This is a genomic window from Streptomyces endophyticus (genome assembly GCF_035798155.1).
Lineage (GTDB): Bacteria > Actinomycetota > Actinomycetes > Streptomycetales > Streptomycetaceae > Streptomyces > Streptomyces endophyticus.
Map to the genome: position 1 here is coordinate 18,059 of NZ_JAOZYC010000075.1, position 21,801 is coordinate 39,859.

General features: G+C 71.9%; 14 protein-coding genes. 4 read left to right on the top strand and 10 right to left on the bottom strand.

The features are described from left to right. The first annotated feature begins 14 nt into the window (after positions 1–14). Positions 15–1,052 (top strand): sugar phosphate isomerase/epimerase family protein, encoded by a 1,038-nt coding sequence (locus tag OKJ99_RS09580; RefSeq protein ID WP_326015431.1) that lies wholly within the window; start codon positions 15–17, stop codon positions 1,050–1,052. A gap of 56 nt (positions 1,053–1,108) precedes the next feature. Here OKJ99_RS09580 and OKJ99_RS09585 read toward each other — a convergent pair whose 3' ends face one another. The 4 genes from OKJ99_RS09585 to OKJ99_RS09600 form a co-directional block, all read right to left on the bottom strand. Then, on the bottom strand, positions 1,109–3,232 hold the full coding sequence (locus OKJ99_RS09585; protein WP_326015432.1) for a PQQ-dependent sugar dehydrogenase: 2,124 nt from the start codon (positions 3,230–3,232) through the stop codon (positions 1,109–1,111). A 39-nt stretch (positions 3,233–3,271) separates the two neighbouring features. Continuing rightward, complete coding sequence (locus OKJ99_RS09590; RefSeq protein WP_326015433.1) at positions 3,272–4,270, bottom strand: hypothetical protein; 999 nt, start codon at positions 4,268–4,270, stop codon at positions 3,272–3,274. Positions 4,271–4,440: 170 nt separating this feature from the next. Beyond that, positions 4,441–7,389, bottom strand: a complete 2,949-nt coding sequence (locus tag OKJ99_RS09595; protein ID WP_326015434.1) for an FAD-binding and (Fe-S)-binding domain-containing protein — start codon at positions 7,387–7,389, stop codon at positions 4,441–4,443. A 279-nt stretch (positions 7,390–7,668) separates the two neighbouring features. Further along, positions 7,669–8,937 carry an aspartate aminotransferase family protein gene (locus OKJ99_RS09600; protein WP_326015435.1) on the bottom strand — a complete coding sequence of 423 codons (1,269 nt, stop codon included), beginning with the start codon at positions 8,935–8,937 and terminating at the stop codon, positions 7,669–7,671. Positions 8,938–9,071: 134 nt separating this feature from the next. On the opposite strand from OKJ99_RS09600, the gene OKJ99_RS09605 reads away from it, so the two are divergent. Beyond that, a complete protein-coding gene (locus OKJ99_RS09605) occupies positions 9,072–10,556 on the top strand; it encodes an NAD-dependent succinate-semialdehyde dehydrogenase (RefSeq protein ID WP_407700666.1) in 1,485 nt (494 codons plus the stop codon). A 68-nt stretch (positions 10,557–10,624) separates the two neighbouring features. Then, positions 10,625–11,146: a DUF3830 family protein gene (locus OKJ99_RS09610; RefSeq protein WP_326015436.1), complete on the top strand. Its 522-nt coding sequence runs from the start codon at positions 10,625–10,627 to the stop codon at positions 11,144–11,146. Between the two features lie 66 nt (positions 11,147–11,212). Here OKJ99_RS09610 and OKJ99_RS09615 read toward each other — a convergent pair whose 3' ends face one another. The 6 genes from OKJ99_RS09615 to OKJ99_RS09640 all read right to left on the bottom strand — a co-directional run bounded on the left by OKJ99_RS09615 (position 11,213) and on the right by OKJ99_RS09640 (position 18,443). After that, complete coding sequence (locus tag OKJ99_RS09615) at positions 11,213–12,646, bottom strand: MFS transporter (protein WP_326015437.1); 1,434 nt, start codon at positions 12,644–12,646, stop codon at positions 11,213–11,215. Next, positions 12,643–13,089, bottom strand: coding sequence for an aconitase X swivel domain-containing protein (locus tag OKJ99_RS09620; protein WP_326015438.1), 447 nt, complete (start codon positions 13,087–13,089; stop codon positions 12,643–12,645). The genes OKJ99_RS09615 and OKJ99_RS09620 overlap by 4 nt, the downstream gene beginning before the upstream one ends. Next, positions 13,086–14,366, bottom strand: a complete 1,281-nt coding sequence (locus tag OKJ99_RS09625; RefSeq protein ID WP_326015439.1) for an aconitase X catalytic domain-containing protein — start codon at positions 14,364–14,366, stop codon at positions 13,086–13,088. Before OKJ99_RS09625 ends, OKJ99_RS09620 begins: the two co-directional genes overlap by 4 nt. Continuing rightward, positions 14,363–16,045, bottom strand: a complete 1,683-nt coding sequence (gene ilvD / locus OKJ99_RS09630; RefSeq protein ID WP_326015440.1) for a dihydroxy-acid dehydratase — start codon at positions 16,043–16,045, stop codon at positions 14,363–14,365. The genes OKJ99_RS09625 and ilvD overlap by 4 nt, the downstream gene beginning before the upstream one ends. Before the next feature lie 12 nt (positions 16,046–16,057). Next, positions 16,058–17,350, bottom strand: coding sequence for an FAD-dependent oxidoreductase (locus OKJ99_RS09635; RefSeq protein ID WP_326015441.1), 1,293 nt, complete (start codon positions 17,348–17,350; stop codon positions 16,058–16,060). Between the two features lie 136 nt (positions 17,351–17,486). After that, complete coding sequence (locus OKJ99_RS09640; protein WP_326015442.1) at positions 17,487–18,443, bottom strand: LysR family transcriptional regulator; 957 nt, start codon at positions 18,441–18,443, stop codon at positions 17,487–17,489. Positions 18,444–18,651: 208 nt separating this feature from the next. Here OKJ99_RS09640 and OKJ99_RS09645 point away from each other — a divergent pair, with 208 nt between their 5' ends. Next, positions 18,652–21,801 (top strand): amidohydrolase family protein, encoded by a 3,150-nt coding sequence (locus OKJ99_RS09645; protein WP_326015443.1) that lies wholly within the window; start codon positions 18,652–18,654, stop codon positions 21,799–21,801.

Here is a 21,801-nt window from a genome sequence, read left to right on the forward strand (position 1 = left end):
AGCAAGGAGAGAACATGAAGATCGGTGTTGACGGCAGCAAGCTTCCCGGAGCCGCGCAGCTCACCCCCGTGGGGATCCTCGACCGCGCCCACGCCCTCGGCATGGAGGGCGTCTACTTCCGTACGGTTCTCGACATCACACCGACGCTCGACCGCGGCGTCCTCAGGGAGCTGCGCCATCACGCCGACCACCTCGGCCTGTACCTCCAGATGGGGCTCGCCAAGGTCAACCCGTACGCCGCCGCCGAGGCGCCCGAGGTCCGCGTGCTCGGCGACGGGGACTACACGCGCGGCATGACCAGGATGATCGAGGCGTGCCGCGAGGGCGCCGACTGCGGCGAACTCTGGGTGGCCTGCGGCAACTACAAGCGCGACCTTCCCGGCTACTACGCCGTCGACCGGTTCCGCAGCGACGCGCCCTGGCCGGACCAGCTGGCGGCGATCGACAAGTTCCTGCACCAACTGGCGCCCGTGGCCCGGCACTTCGACTGCCACCTGAACATCGAGACGCACGAGGAGATCACCAGCACCGAGGTGGTCCGTCTCGTCGAGTCCGTCGGCCCCGACGCGCTGGGCATCACCTTCGACACCGCCAACGTGCTCGTACGCGGCGAGGACCCGGTGGCGGCGGCCCACCGCGTGGCCCCCTATGTGCGGGCCACACACCTGCGCGACTCGCTCCTCGCCCCCATCGAGCAGGGACTTGCCCGCACCTTCTCCCCCGTCGGCCTCGGGGTCATCGACTGGCCCGCGCTGCTGGGCGCGCTCCATGCGCACACCCCGGACCTGTGGGCGTCGATCGAGCCCGCTGGACCCACGCTCGCCCTCCCCATCGGCCTGAACGACCCGGTGTGGCTCGCGCTCCATCCCGACCTGGTCGAGAGCGAGAAGAAGGAGCTGTTCCGGCTGGCCGAGCAGTACGCCGCCCGCGCAGCGAACGGCGAGGTGCCCAGCGTCGAACGGTTCCGGGCCGAGCCCTACGACGGGGACGCGTTCATCCGCCGCAGCGCCGAGCATCTCCGGGTCATCCTGGAGACGCTCGGCGCCGCGTAGGCGCATGGGCGTTGAGCCGCGGCGGGGGCGGCCTGCCGAGCCGTGGCAGGGCGCCCCTACGACGTGCCGGAGACCTTCAGACCACGTAGCCGGCCGGCGTTGTCGAACGAACCGAACCCGATCCGTCCGTCCCCGGGCCGCGCGCTCACCGCCGTCATCAGTGGGTACCGCGAACCATCCATGTACGCGGCCGTCTCCCCGGTCTCCCCGCAGCGCACCACCGTGACCTTGTGCCATGCCTCGTCGCTGATCGCGGGCGGCGCGCCGGTGACGCCGTCCCACTGGTCCTCCACCCGCAGCCGGTCGGCGTCGTCGACCGTGAAGATCCCGTTGTGCGGATAGATGGTGTTGTCCTGCGAGAGGTGCGCGTAGCCGAACTTCGTGTCCGACTCGTGGCCGAAGACGACGATCACGTCCCGGTTGTCGATGTCGACGGGGGTGTCGATGCGCACCTCGGCGTCGATCCGTACGTTGCGGAACGCGGGACCTGCGGTGAGGACGGCGTACTCGAAGGGGCGGCGCGGACCGGGGCGTGCGACGCCCGGCTCGGTCATGACCGCCTGGCCGTCGGTGAACCGCCACTTGGACGGGGTGACCGGCGCCCAGTTCTCCGAGCCCATCACGTTGGTGAGCGTGGTGCCGTCGGTGTCGCAGCTCGCGAACCTGCGGGTCCCGGTGACCTTCCAGATCTTGCCGTTGGCCTTGGAGAGCAGATACAGCTCGCCGTCGGCGTCCTGCCCGAACCGCAGGTCGACGCGCTCGTCGCCGGCCAGTTCGCGCATGGAGACGCGCTTGCCGGACTTCGCGTCGTACACCATCAGGCTGTACATGCGCGCCAGACGCTGTTCGGCTCCCGGCTTCGCGCGGCGCATGTCGGCGGCGTCGGTGTAGAGCAGCCGGCCGTCGACGATGTCGCCGAAGAGGTACTTGCCCTGCAGGCCGTGCAGATCGTGGCCGCGGTAGACGTAGCCGCCGGAGATGCCGCGGCCGACGTCGGACTTGCAGTCCCAGTCGGCCGGCGGGTCGTGGTCGTAGGCGGCGACCGGATAGGTGTAGCCGTTCTTCGCGTCGTCGGCGGGGAGCGGACGGATCTTGGCGCACGGGTCGGTGGTCGTCTTGTCGAAGGTGAAGGCGCCTTCGCGTTCGCTCCAGCCGTAGTTGTCGCCGGCCTTCACCTCGTAGACGGACTCGATGGCGTGCTCGCCGATGTGGGCGAGGTACATGCGGTGGGTGCGCGGGTCCCAGCTGAAGCGGTGGGGGTCGCGCATGCCGATCGCGTAGATCTCTCCGAGGGTGCCGGACTCGCCGACGAACGGGTTGCCCGGCGGGATGCCGTACGCGCCGTTCGCGCTGTTGTCGCCCCGCGGGTCGATGCGCAGGAGCTTGCCGTGCGGGATGGCGCGGTTCTGCGGGTCGCCGGTGGTGGAGCCCTTTCCGCCGTCGCCGACCGCGATGTAGAGCAGCCCGTGGTCCTTGTCGCCCGGCTTCGCGGTCGGGTCGAAGCCGATCTGCTGGATGCCGTGCACCTGGCCGTTGAAGCCGATGCGCAGGAGTTCGCGGTGGGTGCCGGAGAAGGTCGCGGCGCGTGGGTCGTCGGCGGTCCACTCGGTGACGATGCCGTGGAACCCGTTTCCGCTGGGCTGGTCGAAGTCCGGCTTGGCGGACGTGAGTTCGGGCTTCTCGGTGTGGACCGTGTAGAAGCGGCCGTTGTGCTTGAAGTCCGGGTCGAACGCGACGTAGCCGAAGCCGGTGCCCAGGCCCCGGCTGGCGTAGAAGGCGGAGGAGAACTCCTTGTACAGGTCCAGGTAGGGGTGTTGCCCGGAGCCGTCCTTGGCGAGGGAGTACAGGGTGCCGTTCTGGTCAGGGACGGCCAGGCGGCCGGAGCCGTCCGGGAACTGGGTGAGGTAGTTGATCCGGTTGTGACGGATGAGACGGTTGTCCTCGACCGGGCCCGGGAGCGGCTCGGACTTCGGGAGCTGCGCGAGCTCCTCGACCTCCAGGCCGAGGCCGGAGGTGATGGGTTTGCCGGGGATGGGGTCGGTGAGGGCGGCGTCCTTCGCCCCGTCGACCGGTGCTTCGGCCGCGCCCGCGGGGGCCGCGGTGAGGAACGCCGCGAGCAGGGCGCCGGCCAGCAGTTGGACCAGGAGAGATCTCTTACGGGGACGGACGTGCGAGGTCACGGGTACTCCCTTCGTACAAGGGCTTCAGGACGTGCGGGGTCAGGCGGCGGGCCGACCGCCGCTCAGGCGGTACTGGGCCATCACCTGGCCGGGGGTGGCGGCCCTGTCCAGGAACAGCAGGTCGTCCATGCGGCAGTTGCAGGGGTTGCCCTCGCGGGTGTTCTGCGGGAAGCTCCCGCCGATCTTGATGCCGCGCGGGTCGGTCGGCGAGGCGAGATCGGGCTCCGGTGCGCCTTCGAGGGCCCACGGGTCGTCGTCCCGTACGTAACTCCCGGTCAGGGGGCGGCCGTTGCGGTAGAGCGCCATCCTGCCCGTGTCGAAGTCGAAGGTGGCGGCCAGGTGGACCCACGTGCCGTCGGGCAGATGCGTACGCCAGTCACCGTCGGCGGCGAAGGTCTGCGAGGCGGAGCCGTCCACGCGGCGGCCGAGTGCGACGAGGCGCAACTCGCCGTCCACGTCGATCAGTTCGAGCAGGGCCCGGACGTCGTGCCCGTTGGAGTCCCCGGTCAGGACGCCTGCGAGACCGATGGCGTTGTAGAGGTCGGAAGGGTCCGCGGTTCCCGTGTTGGGGCTCGGGTTCTGCCCGGTGGTGCGGAACCAGCCCATGACGGTCGCCTGCCGCGCCCCGTTGAACGCGTGCAGCGAGGCCGCGCCCTTCGGGTCGTACAGGCCCGCCTTCCAGTCGTCGTTGCCCGCCGCGTCCGGAGCCACCTGCCGGGTCTGCAGGACGTGACCTCGGCGCGGATCGGCGTCGTCGTGCACGCGCATCGCCGCCCCTCCGTTGACCAGCGACAGGGCGGCGCCGGAGGACCCGAGGCTCAGTTCACGCCCGGCGTCCGCGGGGTCCGGGTGCTCGAAGTCGTAGCCCGCGACCAGGCTTCCGCGGATTCCGTTCGGGCCACCCGGTGCTGGCGATGGTCCGGTCGGCGCGGCGAACGCGGTGGTCAGCAGCGCGGCCCCGACCGCCGTCGCGACGGTCCACGGCCTCAGCCGTACGGATCTGCGACGGCGTGGCGGCGCGGTGGTGCCAGGCGTCATGTCCCCTCCCCGGGGCAAGCGGTGAAAGCGCTTCCTGCGATGACTGCTGCAACGTACAAAGATCGCACGAGTGCGGCAAGGGATCGGACAGCAAACGCTCCTGTACCGCGTGCATCACCGGGAGTTCCCTACGGGTGGCGCGCCGGGCACGTGGGCTGCGGGCGGGCCTTTCAGTTGCCCCGCCGCCCCCTCAACGCGTCCCTGAGCAGTTCCGCGAGATGGCGTGGCCTGCGGTCGGAGAGCTGGGTGATCTGGGTGCGGCAGCTGTAGCCGTCCGCGAGGACCACCGTGTCGTCGGCCGCCTCGCGCAGGGCCGGGAGCAGCGCCTGTTCGCCGACCGCGACCGACACGTCGTAATGGCCGTCCTCGAAGCCGAAGTTGCCTGCCAGGCCGCAGCAGCCGGAGTCGAGGCGGCCGCTGTCCACGCCGACGCGGGCGAGCACCCGGTCGTCCGCCTTGCTGCCGAGCGTGGCGTGCTGGTGGCAGTGCGTCTGGGTCAGGGCGGTGACGTCGTCGAGCCGGCCGAAGTCGACGTCGGGGGCGCGCTGGTCGAGGAGTTCGGCGAGGGTCACGGTCTGCTCGGCGAGGCGCTTGGCGCGCGGGTCGTCGGGGAACAGTTCCGTGGCGTCCGTGCGGAACAGGGAGGTGCAGCTGGGCTCCAGGCCGACCAGCGGCATGCCCTGCCGCAGATAGGGGTCGACGGCCTTGAGCGTGCGTTCCAACACCTTCTTGGCCATGTCGAGTTGGCCCGTCGTGTGCCAGGTCAGTCCGCAGCACAGGCGGTCGGGCGGCAGGACGACCTCGAAGCCGGCGTGTTCCAGGACGACGACGGCCGCACGGCCCACCTCCGGCGACATGAACTCGGTGAAGGTGTCGGGCCAGAGGAGGACCTTGCCACGGCTGCCGGGCGCCGGCACGTTGCGGCGCTTCTTGAAGCTCGTACGGAAGCGGCGTCCGGCGAAGGGCGGGACGGGGCGCTCCGGGGCGATGCCGCCCGCCTTCTTGAGGAGTGCGGCCGCCTTCTTGTTGCGCGTCACCGCGTTGACGAGGCTCGGCGCGAGGCCCGCGAGGTGCGACCACAGGGGCAGCCAGCCGAGTGCGTAGTGGGAGGCGGGGCGGCGCTTGCCCTTGTAGTGGTGGTGCAGGAACTCCGCCTTGTAGGAGGCCATGTCGACGCCCACGGGGCAGTCGCTCTTGCAGCCCTTGCAGGACAGGCAGAGGTCGAGCGCCTCGGCGGCCTCCTCCGACTGCCAGCCGTCGGTGATGACGTCACCCTGCACCATTTCGTAGAGCACGCGTGCGCGCCCGCGCGTGGAGTCCTTCTCGTCCCCGGTGGCGCGGTAACTGGGGCACATCACGCCGCCGGACGCGGTGCGGCACTTGGCGATGCCGACGCAGCGGCGCAGCGCCTTGGTGAGGTCCCCGTCGTCCTCGGCGAGGGCGAGCGTGGTGGTGAGTTGGAGGGTGGGTCGGTGGCCCGCGGTGATGCGCAGGCGTTCGTCGGCGGGGCGGGGGTGGACGAGGATGCCGGGGTTGAGCCGGTTCTCCGGGTCCCAGACGGCCTTGAACTCGCCGAAGGCCTCCATCGCCTGCTCGCTGTAGACCAGCGGCAGGAACTCGGCGCGGGCCTGTCCGTCGCCGTGCTCGCCGGAGAGCGTGCCACCGTGCCGGGCGACGAGTTCGGCCGCGTCCTTCATGAACGTACGGAAGATCCACACGCCTTCGGCCGTCTCGTGGTCGAAGTCGATGCGGATGTGCACGCAGCCCTCGCCGAAGTGGCCGTACGGGGTGCCCTGGAGGCCGTGGCTGTCCAGGAGTCGGGCCAGGTCACGCAGGTAGTCGCCGAGGTGTTCGACGGGGACGGCGGAGTCCTCCCAGCCGGGCCAGGCCTCGGACCCGTCGGGGGCGCGGGTGGCGAGGCCCGAGCTGTCCTCGCGGATGCGCCACAGGGCGGCCTGTTCGGCGGGGCTCTGTACGAGGCGCACGTCGACGGCGCCGGTGTCCTTCAACAGCGCCTCGGCGCGGGCCTGTTCGGCCTCCGGGTCGGGCGTCGCGTCCGCGTGGCCGAACTCGCACAGCAGCCAGCCCGCGCCCTCGGGGAGCATCTCCTCGGGGCGGGCGTCGGGGACGTTGCGGCGCAGCGCCGCGACCTGGTCGCCGCCCAGGCCCTCGCAGGCGATGGGGTCGTGGCGCAGGACGTGGCGGGCGGCGTCGCCCGCGGCGGGGAGGTCGGAGAAGCCGAGCGCCACGAGGGTGCGGCGGGCGGGGAGTTCGACGAGTTTCACGGTGGCCGACACGACGACCACGCAGGTGCCCTCGGTGCCGACCAGTGCCGCCGCGAGGTCGAAGCCGTTCTCCGGCAGGAGGTGTTCGAGGCTGTAGCCGGAGACCTGGCGGCGGAAGCGGCCGAACTCCGTGCGCAGCATGGCCAGATGCCGGTCGCGCAGCTCGCGCAGCCGGGCGTGGATCTCGCCGGTGCGGCCGCCCTCGTCTATGACGTGCTGCAGTTCCTCGGCGTCGAGGGAGCGCAGGGTGATCCGCTCGCCGTCGTACGTGAGGACCTCCAGCTCGACGATGTTGTCTGCGGTGCGGCCCCAGGCCACCGAGTGGGTGCCGCAGGCGTTGTTGCCGATCATGCCGCCGATGGTGCAGCGGGCGTGTGTGGAGGGGTCGGGGCCGAAGCGCAGGCCGTGCGGCTTGCAGGCGTCCTGGAGGCGGTCGAGGACGACGCCGGGTTCGACGCGGGCGGTGTGCGCCTCGGCGTCGATCTCGACGATGCGGTTGAGGCTGCGTGAAGTGTCGATGACGACGCCGTCGCCGACTGCCTGTCCGGCGATGGAGGTGCCCGCTCCGCGCAGGGTGACCGCGACGTCGAGGCCGTGGCAGGCGGCGAGCGCGGCAGCCAACTCGTCGGTGTCGGCGGGCAGCACGACCGCCGCGGGCACCTGCCGGTACACGGAGGCGTCCTGGGCGTACTCGGCGCGCCGCCGCTTGCCGAAGGCGACCTCGCCGTGCGGCACGGCCTCCCGCAGCGCGTGCTCCAGCTTCTGCAGCGTCGCCGGGTCGGGCGCGTCGGGGCGGGGCGCGGCGGATCCGGTCGTGGCGACGGGGGCGGACATGGTGGCTCCTTCGGGCGGGCGGACAGGTGCTGCTGGAGGTGAGGGTCTCAAGATCGCTGCGCGGTGGCACCCCCGGTAGCGGACACCGTTGGCGAGTCCGCGTCCGTGGCGAGTGGTGTGCGCGGAAAAATGTCGCAGTTATACGTACGACTGCGACACTTTTCCCAGCTGGCCGCCTGGCATGTGACGCACCGTCGCCCCGGCGCGGCGACGGCCGGCCGGGGCGACGAGGGCGCTCGGGGCGGCGTCGGAACGCCGCCCCGGTTCCCACCGGAGGTGTCAGCCGAGGACCGCCGCGACCGACTCGCGCCACAGTCGCAGGCCCTCGTCGATCTCCTCGCCGTTCACGACGAGCGGCGGGATCATCCGGACGACCTGGCCCTGCGTCCCGCAGGTGAGCAGCAGCAGCCGGCGCTCGGACGCGGCGGCGTGCACGCGGGCGGCGGTGGCGCCGTCCGGGGAGCCGTCGCCGGTGACGAACTCGATGCCCGCCATCAGGCCGAGGCCGCGGACGTCACCGATGCCGCCCTGACCACCGACCGGGTAGGACTCGGCGACCTCGCGCAGCCCGGCGAAGAGCTGCTCGCCGCGCTCGGCGGAGTTCTCGACGAGCTTCTCCTCCTGGATGACGTCGAGGGTGGCGATGGCGGCGGCGCACGCCACCGCGTTCCCGCCGTACGTGCCGCCCTGCGAGCCGGGCCATGCCCGCGCCATCAGTTCCTTGGACGCGGCGATCGCGGACAGCGGGAAGCCGCTGGCCAGACCCTTGGCGGTGACGATGATGTCGGGCTTGCCGTCGAAGTGGTCGTGGCCCCAGAACTTGCCGGTGCGCCCGAACCCGGTCTGCACCTCGTCGATGATGAGCAGGATGCCGTGCCGGTCGGCGCGCTCGCGCAGGCCGCGCAGGAAGGCCGTGTTGGCGGGAACGTAGCCGCCCTCGCCGAGGACCGGCTCCACGATGAACGCGGCGGTGTCGGCGGGCGTGGTGACGGTGGCGAGCAGCTGGTCCAGCTCGCGCAGCGCGAACTTGGTCGCGGTCTCCTCGTCCCAGCCGTAGTAGAAGCAGTTGGGGAACGGCGCGAGCGCGACGCCCGACATCAGCGGGCCGTACCCGGAGCGGAACTTGGTGGCCGACGTGGTCATCGACGCGGCGGCCAGCGTACGGCCGTGGAAGCCACCCTGGAAGGCGACGATGTTGGGCCGACCGGTGGCCTGCTTGGCGAGGCGCATCGCGGCCTCGACGGCCTCCGAACCAGAGTTGACGAAGAAGAGCGAGTCCAGTCCGTTCGGCAGCACCTCGCCCAGGCGCTCGCTGAGCGTGCGCAGCGGCTTGTGCATCACCGTCGTGTACTGGCCGTGGATGAGCTTGCCGACCTGCTCCTGGGCGGCGGCGACCACCTTCGGGTGGCAGTGCCCGGTGGACGTCACGCCGATGCCGGCGGTGAAGTCCAGGTGGGCTTGGCCGGACTCGTCGTAGAGATGGACGCCCTCGCCGCGTTCGGCCAGGACGGGGGTGGCCTGCTTGAGGACGGGGGACAAGGCACTCATGGACGGCTCCTTGTAGATCAACATCGGGCTGCGTCGTAGGATTGTCAACAACCTACACTCATGCAAGCATGCAATTCCGCGGCTGTCCACGAGTAGGTCGGGCCGGGAGTACTCAAACTGATCCGGGAGTCGAAGTGAGCGCACCTACCGAGCAGCAGACACAGCAGGAGCAGGCCGTCGTGGCGTCCGTGCCCGACGGCCTTTTCATCGGAGGCGGGTGGCGCCCGGCCGCCACCGGCGCGACCTTCGGCGTCGAGGACCCCTCTCTCGCTCGTGAGCTGCGCACCGTCGCCGACGCGGGCGCCGAGGACGCGCGCGCCGCCGCCGAAGCCGCGGCCGCCGCGCAGGAGTCCTGGGCGGCCACCGCGCCGCGCGAGCGCAGCGAGATCCTGCGCCGCGGCTACGAACTCCTCATGCAGCGCCAGGACGAGCTCGCTCTCTTGATGACACTCGAAATGGGCAAGCCGATCGCGGAGGCGCGCGGCGAGGTGGCGTACGCCGCCGAGTTCTTCCGCTGGTTCGCCGAGGAGGCCGTCCGCATCGAGGGCGGCTACCAGGCCTCCCCCGACGGCAAGGACCGCTTCGTCGTGATGAAGCGCCCCGTCGGCCCGGTCCTTCTGATCACGCCGTGGAACTTCCCGCTCGCCATGGGCACCCGCAAGATCGGCCCGGCGATCGCGGCGGGCTGCACGATGATCGTGAAGCCCGCCGAGCAGACGCCGCTGACGATGCTCAAGCTCGCCGAGATCATGACCGAGGCGGGCGTGCCCGCAGGCGTCCTGAACGTGCTCACCACGTCCCGCCCCGGCGAGGTCGTCGAGCCGCTGCTGCGCGGCGGCACGATCCGCAAGCTGTCCTTCACGGGTTCCACCGCGGTGGGCCGCCTGCTCATCGAGCAGAGCGCCGAGCACGTGCTGCGGGTGTCGTTGGAGCTGGGCGGCAACGCGCCGTTCATCGTGTGCGAGGACGCCGACATCGACAAGGCCGTCGAGGGCGCCATGGCCGCCAAGATGCGCAACATCGGCGAGGCGTGCACGGCCGCGAACCGCCTGTACGTGCACGAGTCCGTCGCCGCCGAGTTCTCCGAGAAGCTCTCCGCGCGGATGGCCTCGCTCGCCGTCGGACGCGGCACCGAGGGCGGCGTCACGGTCGGCCCGCTCATCGACGAGGACGGCCGCGGCAAGGTCGAGGAGCTGGTCGCCGACGCCGTCGTGCGCGGCGCGAAGGTCCTCACCGGTGGCGAACGCGCGGAGGGCGAGGGCTACTTCTACACCCCGACCGTCCTCACCGGCGTCTCCCCCGACTCAGCCCTGATGAGCCAGGAGATCTTCGGACCCGTGGCCCCGATCCTCACGTTCACCGACGAGGACGAGGTCGTCGCTGCGGCCAACGACACCGAGTACGGCCTGGTCTCGTACCTGTTCACGGAGAACCTGGAGCGCGCCTTCCGGCTCTCCGAGCGCCTGGAGACCGGCATGGTCGGCCTCAACAAGGGTGTCGTCTCCAACCCGGCCGCCCCGTTCGGCGGCGTCAAGGCCTCGGGCCTCGGCCGCGAGGGCGGCCGGGTGGGCATCGACGAGTTCCTGGAGACGCGCTACCTGGCGATGCCGCTCGGCTGACAGGCGGACCCCAACCGGCTTACCTTCCACGTACGTTGATCATCGACCAGACCGGAGCGACTGCACCCATGGACCGTTTCATCGAGGTCTCCCTGCCCAAGCGCGGCGTCACCGCCACCGCCAAGCTGCTCGACGACCGTGCCCCGATCACCTGCGAGGCGATCTGGAACGCCCTGCCGCTGGGCAGCGACGTCTACCACGCGAAGTACGCGCGCAACGAGATCTACACCCTCGTGCAGGCCTTCGCCCCGCAGGAGCCCCCGCTGGAGAACCCGACGATCACGCCGATCCCGGGCGACCTGTGCTACTTCACGTTCTCCAACACCCAGATGAGCACGGCCTCCTACGGCTACGAGGCCGCCGCCGAGCAGCAGGGCAACCAGGCCGCGCACGCGGAGCGCGACATCGTCGTCGACCTCGCCCTGTTCTACGAGCGCAACAACCTCCTGATCAACGGTGACCAGGGCTGGGTCCCCGGCATCGTCTGGGGCACGGTCGTCGAGGGCCTGGACCGGCTCGCCGAGGCCTGTCAGGACCTGTGGCGGACCGGCGCCGTCGGGGAGTCGCTGCAGTTCAAGCGCGCGGAGTGAGTGCCTGGACAGTGGCGAAAGGGGCGGGCCGGTGCTCCGGCCCGCCCCTTCACCGTTCCGCCGCGCTCAGGCCGGGGACGAACCCGCCCGCGACGAAGGGGTGACCGGGGCGACGGGCACCGCGTCCACCGCACCGCTCAGCGCGCCCTCCGCGTCGGCCGGCATCCTGCGCTGCACCCGGCCGAGTACGAACAGCACCAGGACCATCACCGCCGGGCAGATCGCGAAGATGCTGAACGCGCCCTGCGCCCCGAGGCCGGCGTCGAGGATGACGCCGCCGAGCCAGGGGCCCAGCATGGCACCGGCCTTGGCGACCGAGGACGCCCAACCGGCGCCGTTGGCGCGGATCTCGGTCGGGTAGAAGGTGCCCGCGATGCTGGTGATGCCGCCGTGCCCGCCGTTGACGAACATCTTCGCGCCGATGACGAAGCCGACGTAAATGGCAGGTGCGAGTACGCCGCTGCCGAGGACCAGCATGCAGACGACGGCGGCGAGCGGCATCCACAGGATCGTGCCCGCGCCCTTCTTGTCGACGAACCGGCTGATGAACAGCTGTCCGACGGCGCCGGCGACGCTGGCCAGGGCGGCGATGGTGGCGGCCGCGCTGACGCTGAAGCCCATCTGCTCGTTGATCATCGGCGTCCAGAAGACCAGGAAGTAGATCAGCGCGGACGACAGCAGATAGACCAGCCACAACAGGGGCGTGATGGCGGCGAGGTGGCCGCGGAAGAGCTGCGCGGGGGTGAACCGCTTGCCCGCGAACGCCTGTCCCGGGGCCTCGGCGGTGAAGCGGGTCCCGGGCTCGAAGGACAGGCCCGGCTGGAAGCGGACGAGGATGCGCGCGATGCGCTCGTCGCTGCCGGGGCGGGACTTCAGCGCCAGGAACCGCACCGACTCGGGCACCAGCGTCAGCACACCGGCCAGGGTGAGCAGGGAGCAGACGCCGCCGACGACGAACACCGTGCGCCAACCGTGGTCCGGGATCAGCCAGTTGGAGACCGGTCCACCGGCGGCCCCGCCGAGGGTGTAGCCGACCATGATGATCGCGACGGACGTCACCCGGAACCGCTTCGGCGCGAACTCGGCCGCCAGGGCCCAGGTCAGCGGGAGGACGCCGCCGAGGAAGAGACCGGAGACGAAACGCAGCAGGAACAGGTGCCCGTACGTGTCCGCGAACGCGAAGGCGATCATGAAGATGCCGAAGCCCGCGACGGAGATCGTGATGGTGGGGCGCCGACCCATCCGGTCCGCCAGGTATCCCATGATCAGCGCGCCGATCATGGTGCCGAAGAGGCCGACCGTGCCCAGGGTGCCCAGTTGGGTCCCGGTGAGGTCGAAGTCCTTGCGGATGTAGGTGGCGGCGAACGACAGGATCTGGAAGTCGAACCCGTCGAGGAACGTGATCACGAAGCAGACGGCGTACATCAGCAGCCAGCGGCGGCTCGCGTGCTGGCGCTCGATGACCGGGGCCAGTTCCACGACCGGTGGTGAGGCTCTCACGGGGTCTCCTCGGGGGACGGTGGTGCGGCGGGGTGGACCGTGACGGTGCCGTGCTCGGCGTCGATGCGGACACGGTCGCCGGTGCGGATGACGGCGAGGGGATCCCGGTCCAGATCGGTCACGGTGGGGACGCGCGTGACAACGGCGCCGAGCGCGGCCTTGCTGGTCGTCGTCGTGTAGATCATGCCGAGGGGCGCGGTTCCCGCGAGCCGTGTGGCCTGGAAGAAGCCCGACCAGCCGGAGGAGCCCTTGGCGCCGGGAAAGACGAGGATCTTCCCGGCGAACGACACCTCGTGCAGCGCGTGCCTGCGTTCGATCACGACGCCGCGGGCCGGGTCGATGCCGCCCCAGCCGGAGATCGTCTCGGGCGACACCAGCGCCTCGCCCTCCACGACGCCGGGGACGACGGTCCTGCCGTGCAGGACGATGCTCGACCCGCTCATCGCAGCTCTCCCTTCCAGGTGCCGGTGACGGCGGCGTCGACGCAGTCGGCGAGCGTGCCGAACCAGGCCTCGATGCCGAGGATCGCGGGCAGGTAGTGGGCCTGTTTCGCCGAGTCGGTGGCGAAGACGCGGGTGCCGAGCGGCGCGGAGCGCGACATCGCCGGGCAGGAGTCGGTGAGGACGCGGGCGCCCGCGCGTTCGATGGTCTGCGTCCAGCCGTTGCGGTCGGCGACGGTCCGCAGGGCGCGCGGCACCATCAGCCACAGTTGCGTGGAGGAGTGCAGCCGTCGCCCCTCCAGGAGCCGGGCGGTGTCGCGGACCTGGTCGAGCGAGGCGTGCGGGCAGCCGAGGAGGACGAAGTCGACGTCGGTGCGATCGCCCTGGGAGTTGAGGTCCTCGTACACGGCACGGCGCTCGCGCTCCCCGTACGGCACGGCCTCGGGCACGGCGCGCCCGCCGAAGGCCGTCCGCAGGTCGGGGGCTTCGGGGGTGATGCCCGGGAGGTGGTAGATCTCGACGCCGCCGGAGGAGGCGGCGGCCGCTCCGAAGTGCTTGAGGTCCAGCGGGTCCGGGAGGGCCAACTCGCCTGTGACGACCGGGCGTTCCTCCTGGACGAGGCCGCCCGCGAAGTAGCCGAGCATGCCCCAGTCGAGCGCCCCGGCGATCGGGGTGCGGGCGTCGATGTGGTGGGTGCCGTGGCGGTTCTCGGCGCGGTGGTTGCCCCAGCAGGGGATGCGTCCTGTGAGCGAGGCGGCGCCGGTGGAGGCGGCGCCCTCGCAGTTGGTGCGGGCGCCGAGCACGGAGTTGGCGTAGACGACCGCGGAGGACTCCATCCAGGCCACGTGCTCGCCGCGTACGGGGATGTTGCCGACCTGGTACGGCGTGCAGGTGGCGAGGATGCTGACGCCCTTGCTGCTGTAGAAGGCCTCGGCGTCCGTCTGCAGTTCGACGAGTTCCTTCGGGTAGGGCGCGGTGCCCTGCGCGTCGGGGCCGAAGCCGTGCTGGAGCTGGCAGGTGGGCACCTTCATGTCGGGGACGGCGAAGTCCCCGTCGCTGTCGAGGTTGAGCACGGCGTACGCCCTGTTCCAGCCGCCCTCCTCGACGAGGCGGGCCTTGGCGGGCGAGGGCTGGGTCATGGTGCCGGCGACGTTGCGCACGTCGCACAGCTCCTCGGCGTCCAGGGCGCGGCCGTAGCGGACCAGGAGGTCCATGGCGGCCGCGGCGGCGGGGCCCTCGGCGCCGTCGAGCAGGGCCTTGTCGGTGTCGTTGAGCTTCACGCGCGCGTGGTTCCTTCCTCGAGCGTGACCGCGCCCTGTTGCAGGGGGCGGACCGTGCGGCGGTAGACGGACAGCCAACCGCGCCCGCCGTCCGCGTACGCGGTGACGGGGGTGCGGGCGGCCAGTTCCTCGTCCGGTACGAGGAGGTCGGCGCGGCGGGTGGTGAGGTCGACGGAGATGGTGTCGCCGTCACGGACCAGGGCCAACGGGCCGCCGGCCGCGGCCTCCGGGGACACCTCGCCGACGACGATGCCCTTGTTGACGAGGCCGGAGAGCTGCCCGTCGGTGACGACGGCGACCTGGCCGGTGAGCCCGGCGCCGTCGAGCGCGAAGACGGGCCGGGAGGCCATGCCCATACCGGGGGTGCCGGTGGGCCCGAGGCCGCGCAGCACCAGCACCTGACCGGGCCGCACGTCGCCGGCCTTGAGCCCGTCGAGGGCGCCCTGCGGGGTGTCGTAGACCTTGGCGGGGCCGGTGAACGACGGCGGGCGTTCCTCGTCGACGGCGAGTTTGACGATGCCGGTGGCGGGGGCGAGGGAGCCGCGGACCAGGACGATCGTGGGGCGGCGGCCGTGCGGCCGGGTGAGCGGGCGGATCACCTCGGGGTCGGCGGGCTGCCGCCCGTCCAGGTCCTCGCCGAGGGTGCGTCCGGTGACGGTGCGGGCCTCGGTGTGCAGGAGGTCGCGCAGCTGCCACAGCAGTCCGGCCGCGCCGCCCGCCGCCTCGAACTCCTCGATGGGGACGGGGCCGTTGGGCCGTACGGCGGCGAGGAGCGGCACCCGGTCGGCGAGGCGTTCGTACAGTCCGTAGACGTCGACGCCGCATTGCGCCTCTTCGGCGACCGCCTGGAGGTGTTTGACGGAGTTGATGGAGGCGCTGACGGAGAGCATGGCGGTGACCGCGTTCTCGAAGGCCTCGGGGGTGAGCAGGGCGCGCGGTCGCAGGTCCTGCCGTACGAGGTCGACGATCCGGCTGCCCGCGGCCCGCACGTCGTCCCACATCTTCGGGCTGTTAGCGAGTACGGGCGTGGAGCCCGGGAGTGCCATGCCGAGGGCCTCGCAGGCGATGTGCATGGAGTTGGCGGTGCCCATGCCGGCGCAGACGCCGGGCCCGGCCACGGCGTTCTCGCTCATGCCGGTCAGCTCGTCGAGGGTGATGCGCCCCTGGGCGTGGTGTCCTGCGCCGAGGAAGACGTCCTCGATGTCGCAGTGGCGCCCGGCGAAGGTGCCGCAGGGCTGGTAGCCGCAGCCGACGACGACGGTCGGCAGGTCGAGCCTGGCCGCCGCCATCAGCTGTCCGGGGGCGGTCTTGTCGCAGGAGGCGAGGGTGAGCATGCCGTCGAGCTGGGCGCCCTCGACGGCCGCTTCGATGTCGTGGCTGATCAGGTCGCGGGCGGAGAGGATGTAGCCGCCGCGGCCGCCCGCGCTGTGGATGAAGTCGCTGGGGGCGACGGTCCGGATCTCGAAGCCGATGCCGCCGGCCTCGGCGATGGCCTTCTTCGCGACAGCGGCGATGTCGTCGAGGTGGCTGTAGCACGTGGCGAGCTGGGACGAGGAGTTGACGATGGCGATCTTCGGCTTGGCCATGTCCTCGTCGGTGAGGCCCAGGGCCCGCCACTGGGCCCTGCGGACGGCCCACGGGGACGTTCCTACGGTGTAGTTGCTGCGGAGGTCGGTCATGAGCGGGCTCCCTCAGTCGTCGACGTTGGCGGCAAGGCGGGCGCGCAGCTCCGCGAGGTCGATGGCGTGCACGCTGCCGTCGGGCCCTGCGAGGTCCAGGGCGTGCGCGGCGCCCGCGCCCATCGCCGCGCAGGGGCCCATGACGCGGACGCTGGACAGCGCGGCGGCGTCGCCGTCGGCGCAGCGCCCGGCGGCGGCGAGGTTGTCGCAGTCGGGGGAGAGCAGGGCGCGCAGCGGCACGTAGTGGACGTGGTCGGGGCCGAAGGTCTCCCACACGTATCCGTCGGCGCGGTCGTGCAGTTCGACGGGCCAGGCGGTGCGGGCGACGGCGTCGTCGAAGCGGGTCCCGGCGCGGACCTCCTCCAGGGACAGCTGGTGGACGCCCTTGATCCAGCGGGTCTGCCGCCGCCCGGGGAAGCCGTACGAGCGGACCTTGGCCTCGCCGAACGCCTTGGGGAACTCGGCGCGCAGGAACTCGACCACGCGGTCGGCCTGTTCGCGGCCGTCGAGCTGGGCGGACGATGCCTCGACCGGGTCGAGCGGGGCGGGGACGTGGGTCATGTTGAGTACGGCGGTGCCCCGGCCGGGGAAGAAGAACGCGAGGCCGTCGCGGCGGATCAGGCCCCACTCGGTGGCCTGGCCGTGGACCCGTTCGGCGAGTTCCTCGCGGCCCGGCTTGTGCTCCTCGTCCAGGTGCTCCAAGACGATCTGCTGCGAGCCGTAGATCGTACGCTCCGGCACCCGGCAGGGCAGCCCGGCCTCCCAGGCGAGGGCCGCGTCGCCGGAGGCGTCGACGAAGCCGGGGGCGGTGACGCGTACGGAGCCGTAACGGGTCGCGAAGGAGGCGGCGTTGATGCGCCGGTCGTCGCGCTCGACGCCGGTGAGGGAGGCGCCGAGGACGACGCGGACGCCGAGTTCACGGATGCGCCGTTCCACCCACCGGCCGAGGGCCACCTCGTCGTAGCTGACGGTCATGGTGTGGCTGCGGTTGCGGTGCAGATCGCCGGAGGCGCCCAGGTCGGCGAAGATGCCGTCGAAGATTCCGTGGGTGAGCTGCCGGTAGTCCGGGCCGTTGCCGTACACCCCGCAGAACAGGCCGATCAGGGAGTTGACCATCTGTCCGCCGAGGACGGGCAGGCTGTCGACGAGGACGACGTCGCGGCCGAGGCGGGCGCTCTCGATGGCGGCCGAGATGCCTGCGACGCCTGCCCCGACCACGCAGACGTCGGCGTCGAGTTCGTGTCGTGCGGCGCCCGCGGGCTTGGTCACGGTGTGGACCTTCAGCTCGGTCAGGGCATGGGGCATGGAGGTCTCCCGGTGCGAGGGGGTGCGGGTGTGCGGGTGTGTGGTTCCCACCGCTCCTGCGCACCGTAGGGAGCACCCGTCGCCGGGGGGAATGCCCAGGTCAATAGAGCGTTCGACTGGCCGCCATCAACGGCGTTTATGGTGCGATGCCGACGGCCGCCCTGACCACGAGGTCGCGCAGCCAGCTGTGTGCCGGGTCCTCGTCGTGGCTCGCGTCCCACCACAGGTGTTCGTCCAACGCGTCGAGCGGGACCGGGCAGTCGAGGGTGCGCAGCCCGTGCGCGGAGGTCAGGGGCGCGGCTAGGCGTTCGGGCACGAGGGCCACCCGCCGGGTGCCCGCGACGAAGTCGGGTACGGCGCGGTAGCTCTCCACGCGGACGGCGATGCGCGGCCGGATGCCCAGGGCGGCCAGCTGCCGGGTCGCCGGGGCGGCCGATGGGTAGCCGTCGTCGCGGTGGTACGGCACGACCCACGGCTGCCGCGCCAGGTCCTCGATGCCGAACGACGCGGCCTCGCACAGCGGGTTGCACGCCGAGACGAGGCAGACCCAGCGGTCGGTGAAGAGCGGGACGGAGGCCACGCCCGGCGTGCGGAAGTGGCCGAGCGGCGGCGAGACCATGCCGTCGACGAGCCGGATGGTCTCTCCGGCGCCGCTGCCGATGGTCTCCCTGACGAGCTGCAGATGCAGCGCCGCGTGCGGTGCCTCGCGGTCGAAGAGACGGGACAGCGCGGGACCCAGGACGCTCGCCGGGTAGTCGGCCATGAGCAGCGTGAACTCCCGTTCCGTACTGGCCGGATCGAAGGCGCGGCCGGTGGCGAACAGCCGCTCGGCGGCCGCGCACACCGCCTCGGCCTGCCCCGCCAACTGCGCGGCGAGCGGCGACAGTACGTAGGCGCCCTGGACCCGCACGAGCAGCTCGTCCCCGAAGTGCCGGCGCAGCCGGGACAGCGTGGCGCTGACGGCGGGCTGGGTGACGCCCAGGTGCCGGGCGGCGCGGGTGACGTTCCGCTCGCGCAGCAGCGCACGGAGCGTCACGAGCAGGTTGAGGTCGAGGTTGGCGAGGTGCGGAGGGCCCGACTGACGGTGGCTCATGGGCGCCGTATTGTGCCGCAGTCATCCTGCCGGGTCACCAGGCCTTCCGCTGGACGGAAGGGTTTTCGGAGCCAGGCGCTCAGGCGCACGGAGCGCGGGCGGCACCGCATTACTTTCACGTCACATCTACCGCCTGTGCGGACGCTGTGACGCGCGGTGTGCATAGCCTCCGGTCAACTGTTGCTGATCTTCGGGAGGTTGGTCGACCGTGGCCCTCACACGCCGCACTTTCGTCAAGCGGAGCGGCCTCGTCGCCGCCGGGACCGCGCTGGTCGGTACGGGCGGCGCGGTCGCGTCCGCAGCGGATGCGCCGGGTGCGGCGGCCGCGGGGAGACGCGCGGCGGTCACGGTGACCGAGATGACGAACGGCTCCGCCGCGCTGTCGCCGGATGGCACCACCGTCGTGTTCGACCTGCTCAATACGTTGTGGACGGTGCCGGCCGAGGGCGGCGCTGCCGCGCGGCTCACGGGTGGCGCGCTGGAGGCCGTCGAGCCGGACTACTCCCCCGACGGCCGGCACGTCGTGTTCTCGGCCTACACCGACGGCGCCTTCCAGCTGTGGGTCGTCGGCTCCGACGGGCGCGGCCTGCGTCAACTCACGGACGGCAGCGACGATCACCGCGAGCCCTGTTGGTCCCCCGACGGCACGCGCATCGCCTGCGCCGTCGAGACCGGCGGCCGCTACGCCGTGCACGTGCTGTCCGCCGATGGCGGCGAGCGCCGGGTCTGGACCGAGGGCAGCGCGCAGGAGGCGCAGCCCGCCTGGGCCCCCGACGGCAAGGCCATCGTGTTCACGTCCGGCAAGGACAGCGCTCCGCAGGCGATCGAGCGGGTCGGGGCCGACGGCAGCCGCAAGGTCCTGGCGAAGGTGGACTCCGGCTTCGTCGCGGGCCCTTCCCTCTCCCCCGACGGCGGACGTCTCGCCTATGTGCACCTGACCAGCGCCGGAACCTCCGTGGTCGTGGACGGCTACGTGGTCTCCGGCGCGGACGAGGACGTCTTCCCGCTGCCGGTGCGCTGGATCGGCGGGGACGAGCTGCTGTACACGGCGGACGGAAGGATCCGCCGCCGCGCGCTCGGCTCCGATGCGGTGAAGGACATCCCGTTCAGGGCCGACGTGCAGGTTCCCACCGTCGAGGAGCGCCCCGCTCCCAGGGACTTCGACTCCACGGCCGCCCGGCCCGTCCGCGGCGTCGTCGGCCCCGAACTCGCCCCGGACGGCGAGCGCGTGGCGTTCGCCGCGCTCGGCGACATCTGGGTGATGCGCCGCGGCGGCCGGCCAGAAGCGGTGGTCTCCGACGGACACCACAACACCTCGCCCGCCTGGTCGCCCGACGGGGACTCCCTCGTGTACGTCAGCGACCGCTCCGGCACGCAGGAACTGTGGCGGTGCACCCTTGCCGACGGCGCCACCCGCCGACTGACCGACGTGGGCGGGGCGACGCTGCCCGCGTACTGCCACGACGGATCGGCCGTGGCCTTCGTCGCCGACTCCAGCGTGCACACCGTCAACGTGGCAAGTGGCGCCGTCCGCAAGGTCGTCGGGCCGCTCAATTCGCCCGGCCGCCCCTCCTTCACCCCCGACGGCAGCCGTGTCTCGCTGGCGGCCCTCGCACCCGTCACCCCGCGTTTCAGGGAGGGCCACAACCGCGTCCTCACCGTCGAACTCGCCACCGGAGAGGCGCGATACAGCGACCCGGTCCCCGGTTCCTCGCTGGCCAACCGGGAGTACGCGGGCCCGGTGTACTCCCCCGACGGCAAGCACCTGGCCTGCGTCGTGGACGGCACCCTGCGCGTGGTGCCGGTGGACGCGGCCGGGTTGCCCGCGGGCAAGGCCCGCACTGTCAATGGCGAGAGCGCCGACTTCCCCTCGTTCAGCGGCGATTCACGCTCGTTGCTCTACCTGTCCGCGGGGCGGCTGCGGATCGCGGACGCGCGCGGCGGACGCGGCGCCGCGGTCCCGCTGGACCTGACGTGGCGTCCGGCGAAGCCGACCGGGCGCACGGTGGTGCGCGTGGGCGCGCTGTGGGACGGCACCGGGTCCCGGCTCCGTCGCGACGTCGAGATCGTCCTCGACGGCGACCGCATCGCCGAGGTCCAAGCGGCCGGGACGACGGCCGTCCGTGCCGGGGACAAGGTCGTGAAGGCGGGTGAACTGACCGCGATACCCGGCATGATCGCCGCGCACGAGCACGGGCCGTGGGAACTGGACGCGACGTCGCGGCTGTGGCTGGCGTTCGGGATCACCTCGGTGCGTTCGCCCGGCAGCGGCCACTACCACCTGGTGGAGGCGAAGGAGGCCGTGGAGTCCGGTCGGCGGGTGGGGCCGCGGGTCTTCACGGCCGGGGAGCTGATCGACGGCTCCCGGGTGTACTACTCGTCCGCCCGGCCGGTGACGGACCGCGAGCAGCTGCGGCGCGAGCTGGACAAGCACGAGGCGCTCGGGCACGACCTGGTCAAGACGTACGTCAGGCTGCCGTACGACATGCAGGCGGAGGCCATCGCCGGCGCCCACAGGCTCGGCCTGCCCGCCACCTCGCACTACCTGTTCGGGCCGCTGGCGCTCGGGGCCGACGGCGCCGAGCACGTGGGCGGCACCAGCCGCTACGGCCGCCGCCAGAAGGAGACCCACCTCGGTCACTCCTACGACGACGTCACGGCCCCGCTGATCGCGTCCGGCATGGCGTTCACCCCGACGCTGGGCCTTTCCGGGCTCGGCCTGTCGTCGGTGCGCGCGGCGCTGTACCGGCACGCCGGGTGGGCCCTGGACGACGCGCGCCTGAAGGCGCTGCTGCCCACGGCGTCGTACGACGAGTTCCGCGACGGTGTTCGGGCCGCGCAGGCCGAGGAGCCCACGGCCGAACTGGGATTCGTCGCCCGGCACGGGGAGACCGTGCGGCGCCTGATCGAGGGCGGGGCGCACGTCCATGTCGGCACGGACAGCCCCCTGGTGCCTCCGGCGGTCTACTACCACCTCAATGTGCAGGCCATGGTCCGCTACGGGATCTCCCCCGCCGACGCCCTGCGCGCGGCGACCGCGGAGGGCGCCCGCACGCTGGGGATGACGGACCGTCTGGGCACGATCGAGCCGGGCAAGTTGGCCGATCTGGTGCTGGTCGAGGGCGATCCGCTGAAGGACGTCACCGCCGCGGCGGCGGTCCGTACGGTGGTCGCCGGGGGCGTGGTGCACGAGGTGTCCGACCTGGTCGCGGCGGAGGGTTCGGACGGTGCGGCGACCGCGTCGTCGGTGCGGCGCACCGCCTCCGCCGAGGACGAGAACGAGGACGTGCCGCAAGGGCCCGTCCTCGAACGGTACTGGTGGCACCGTCCGGAGCACGCGGTGCACAGCTGCTGCTGA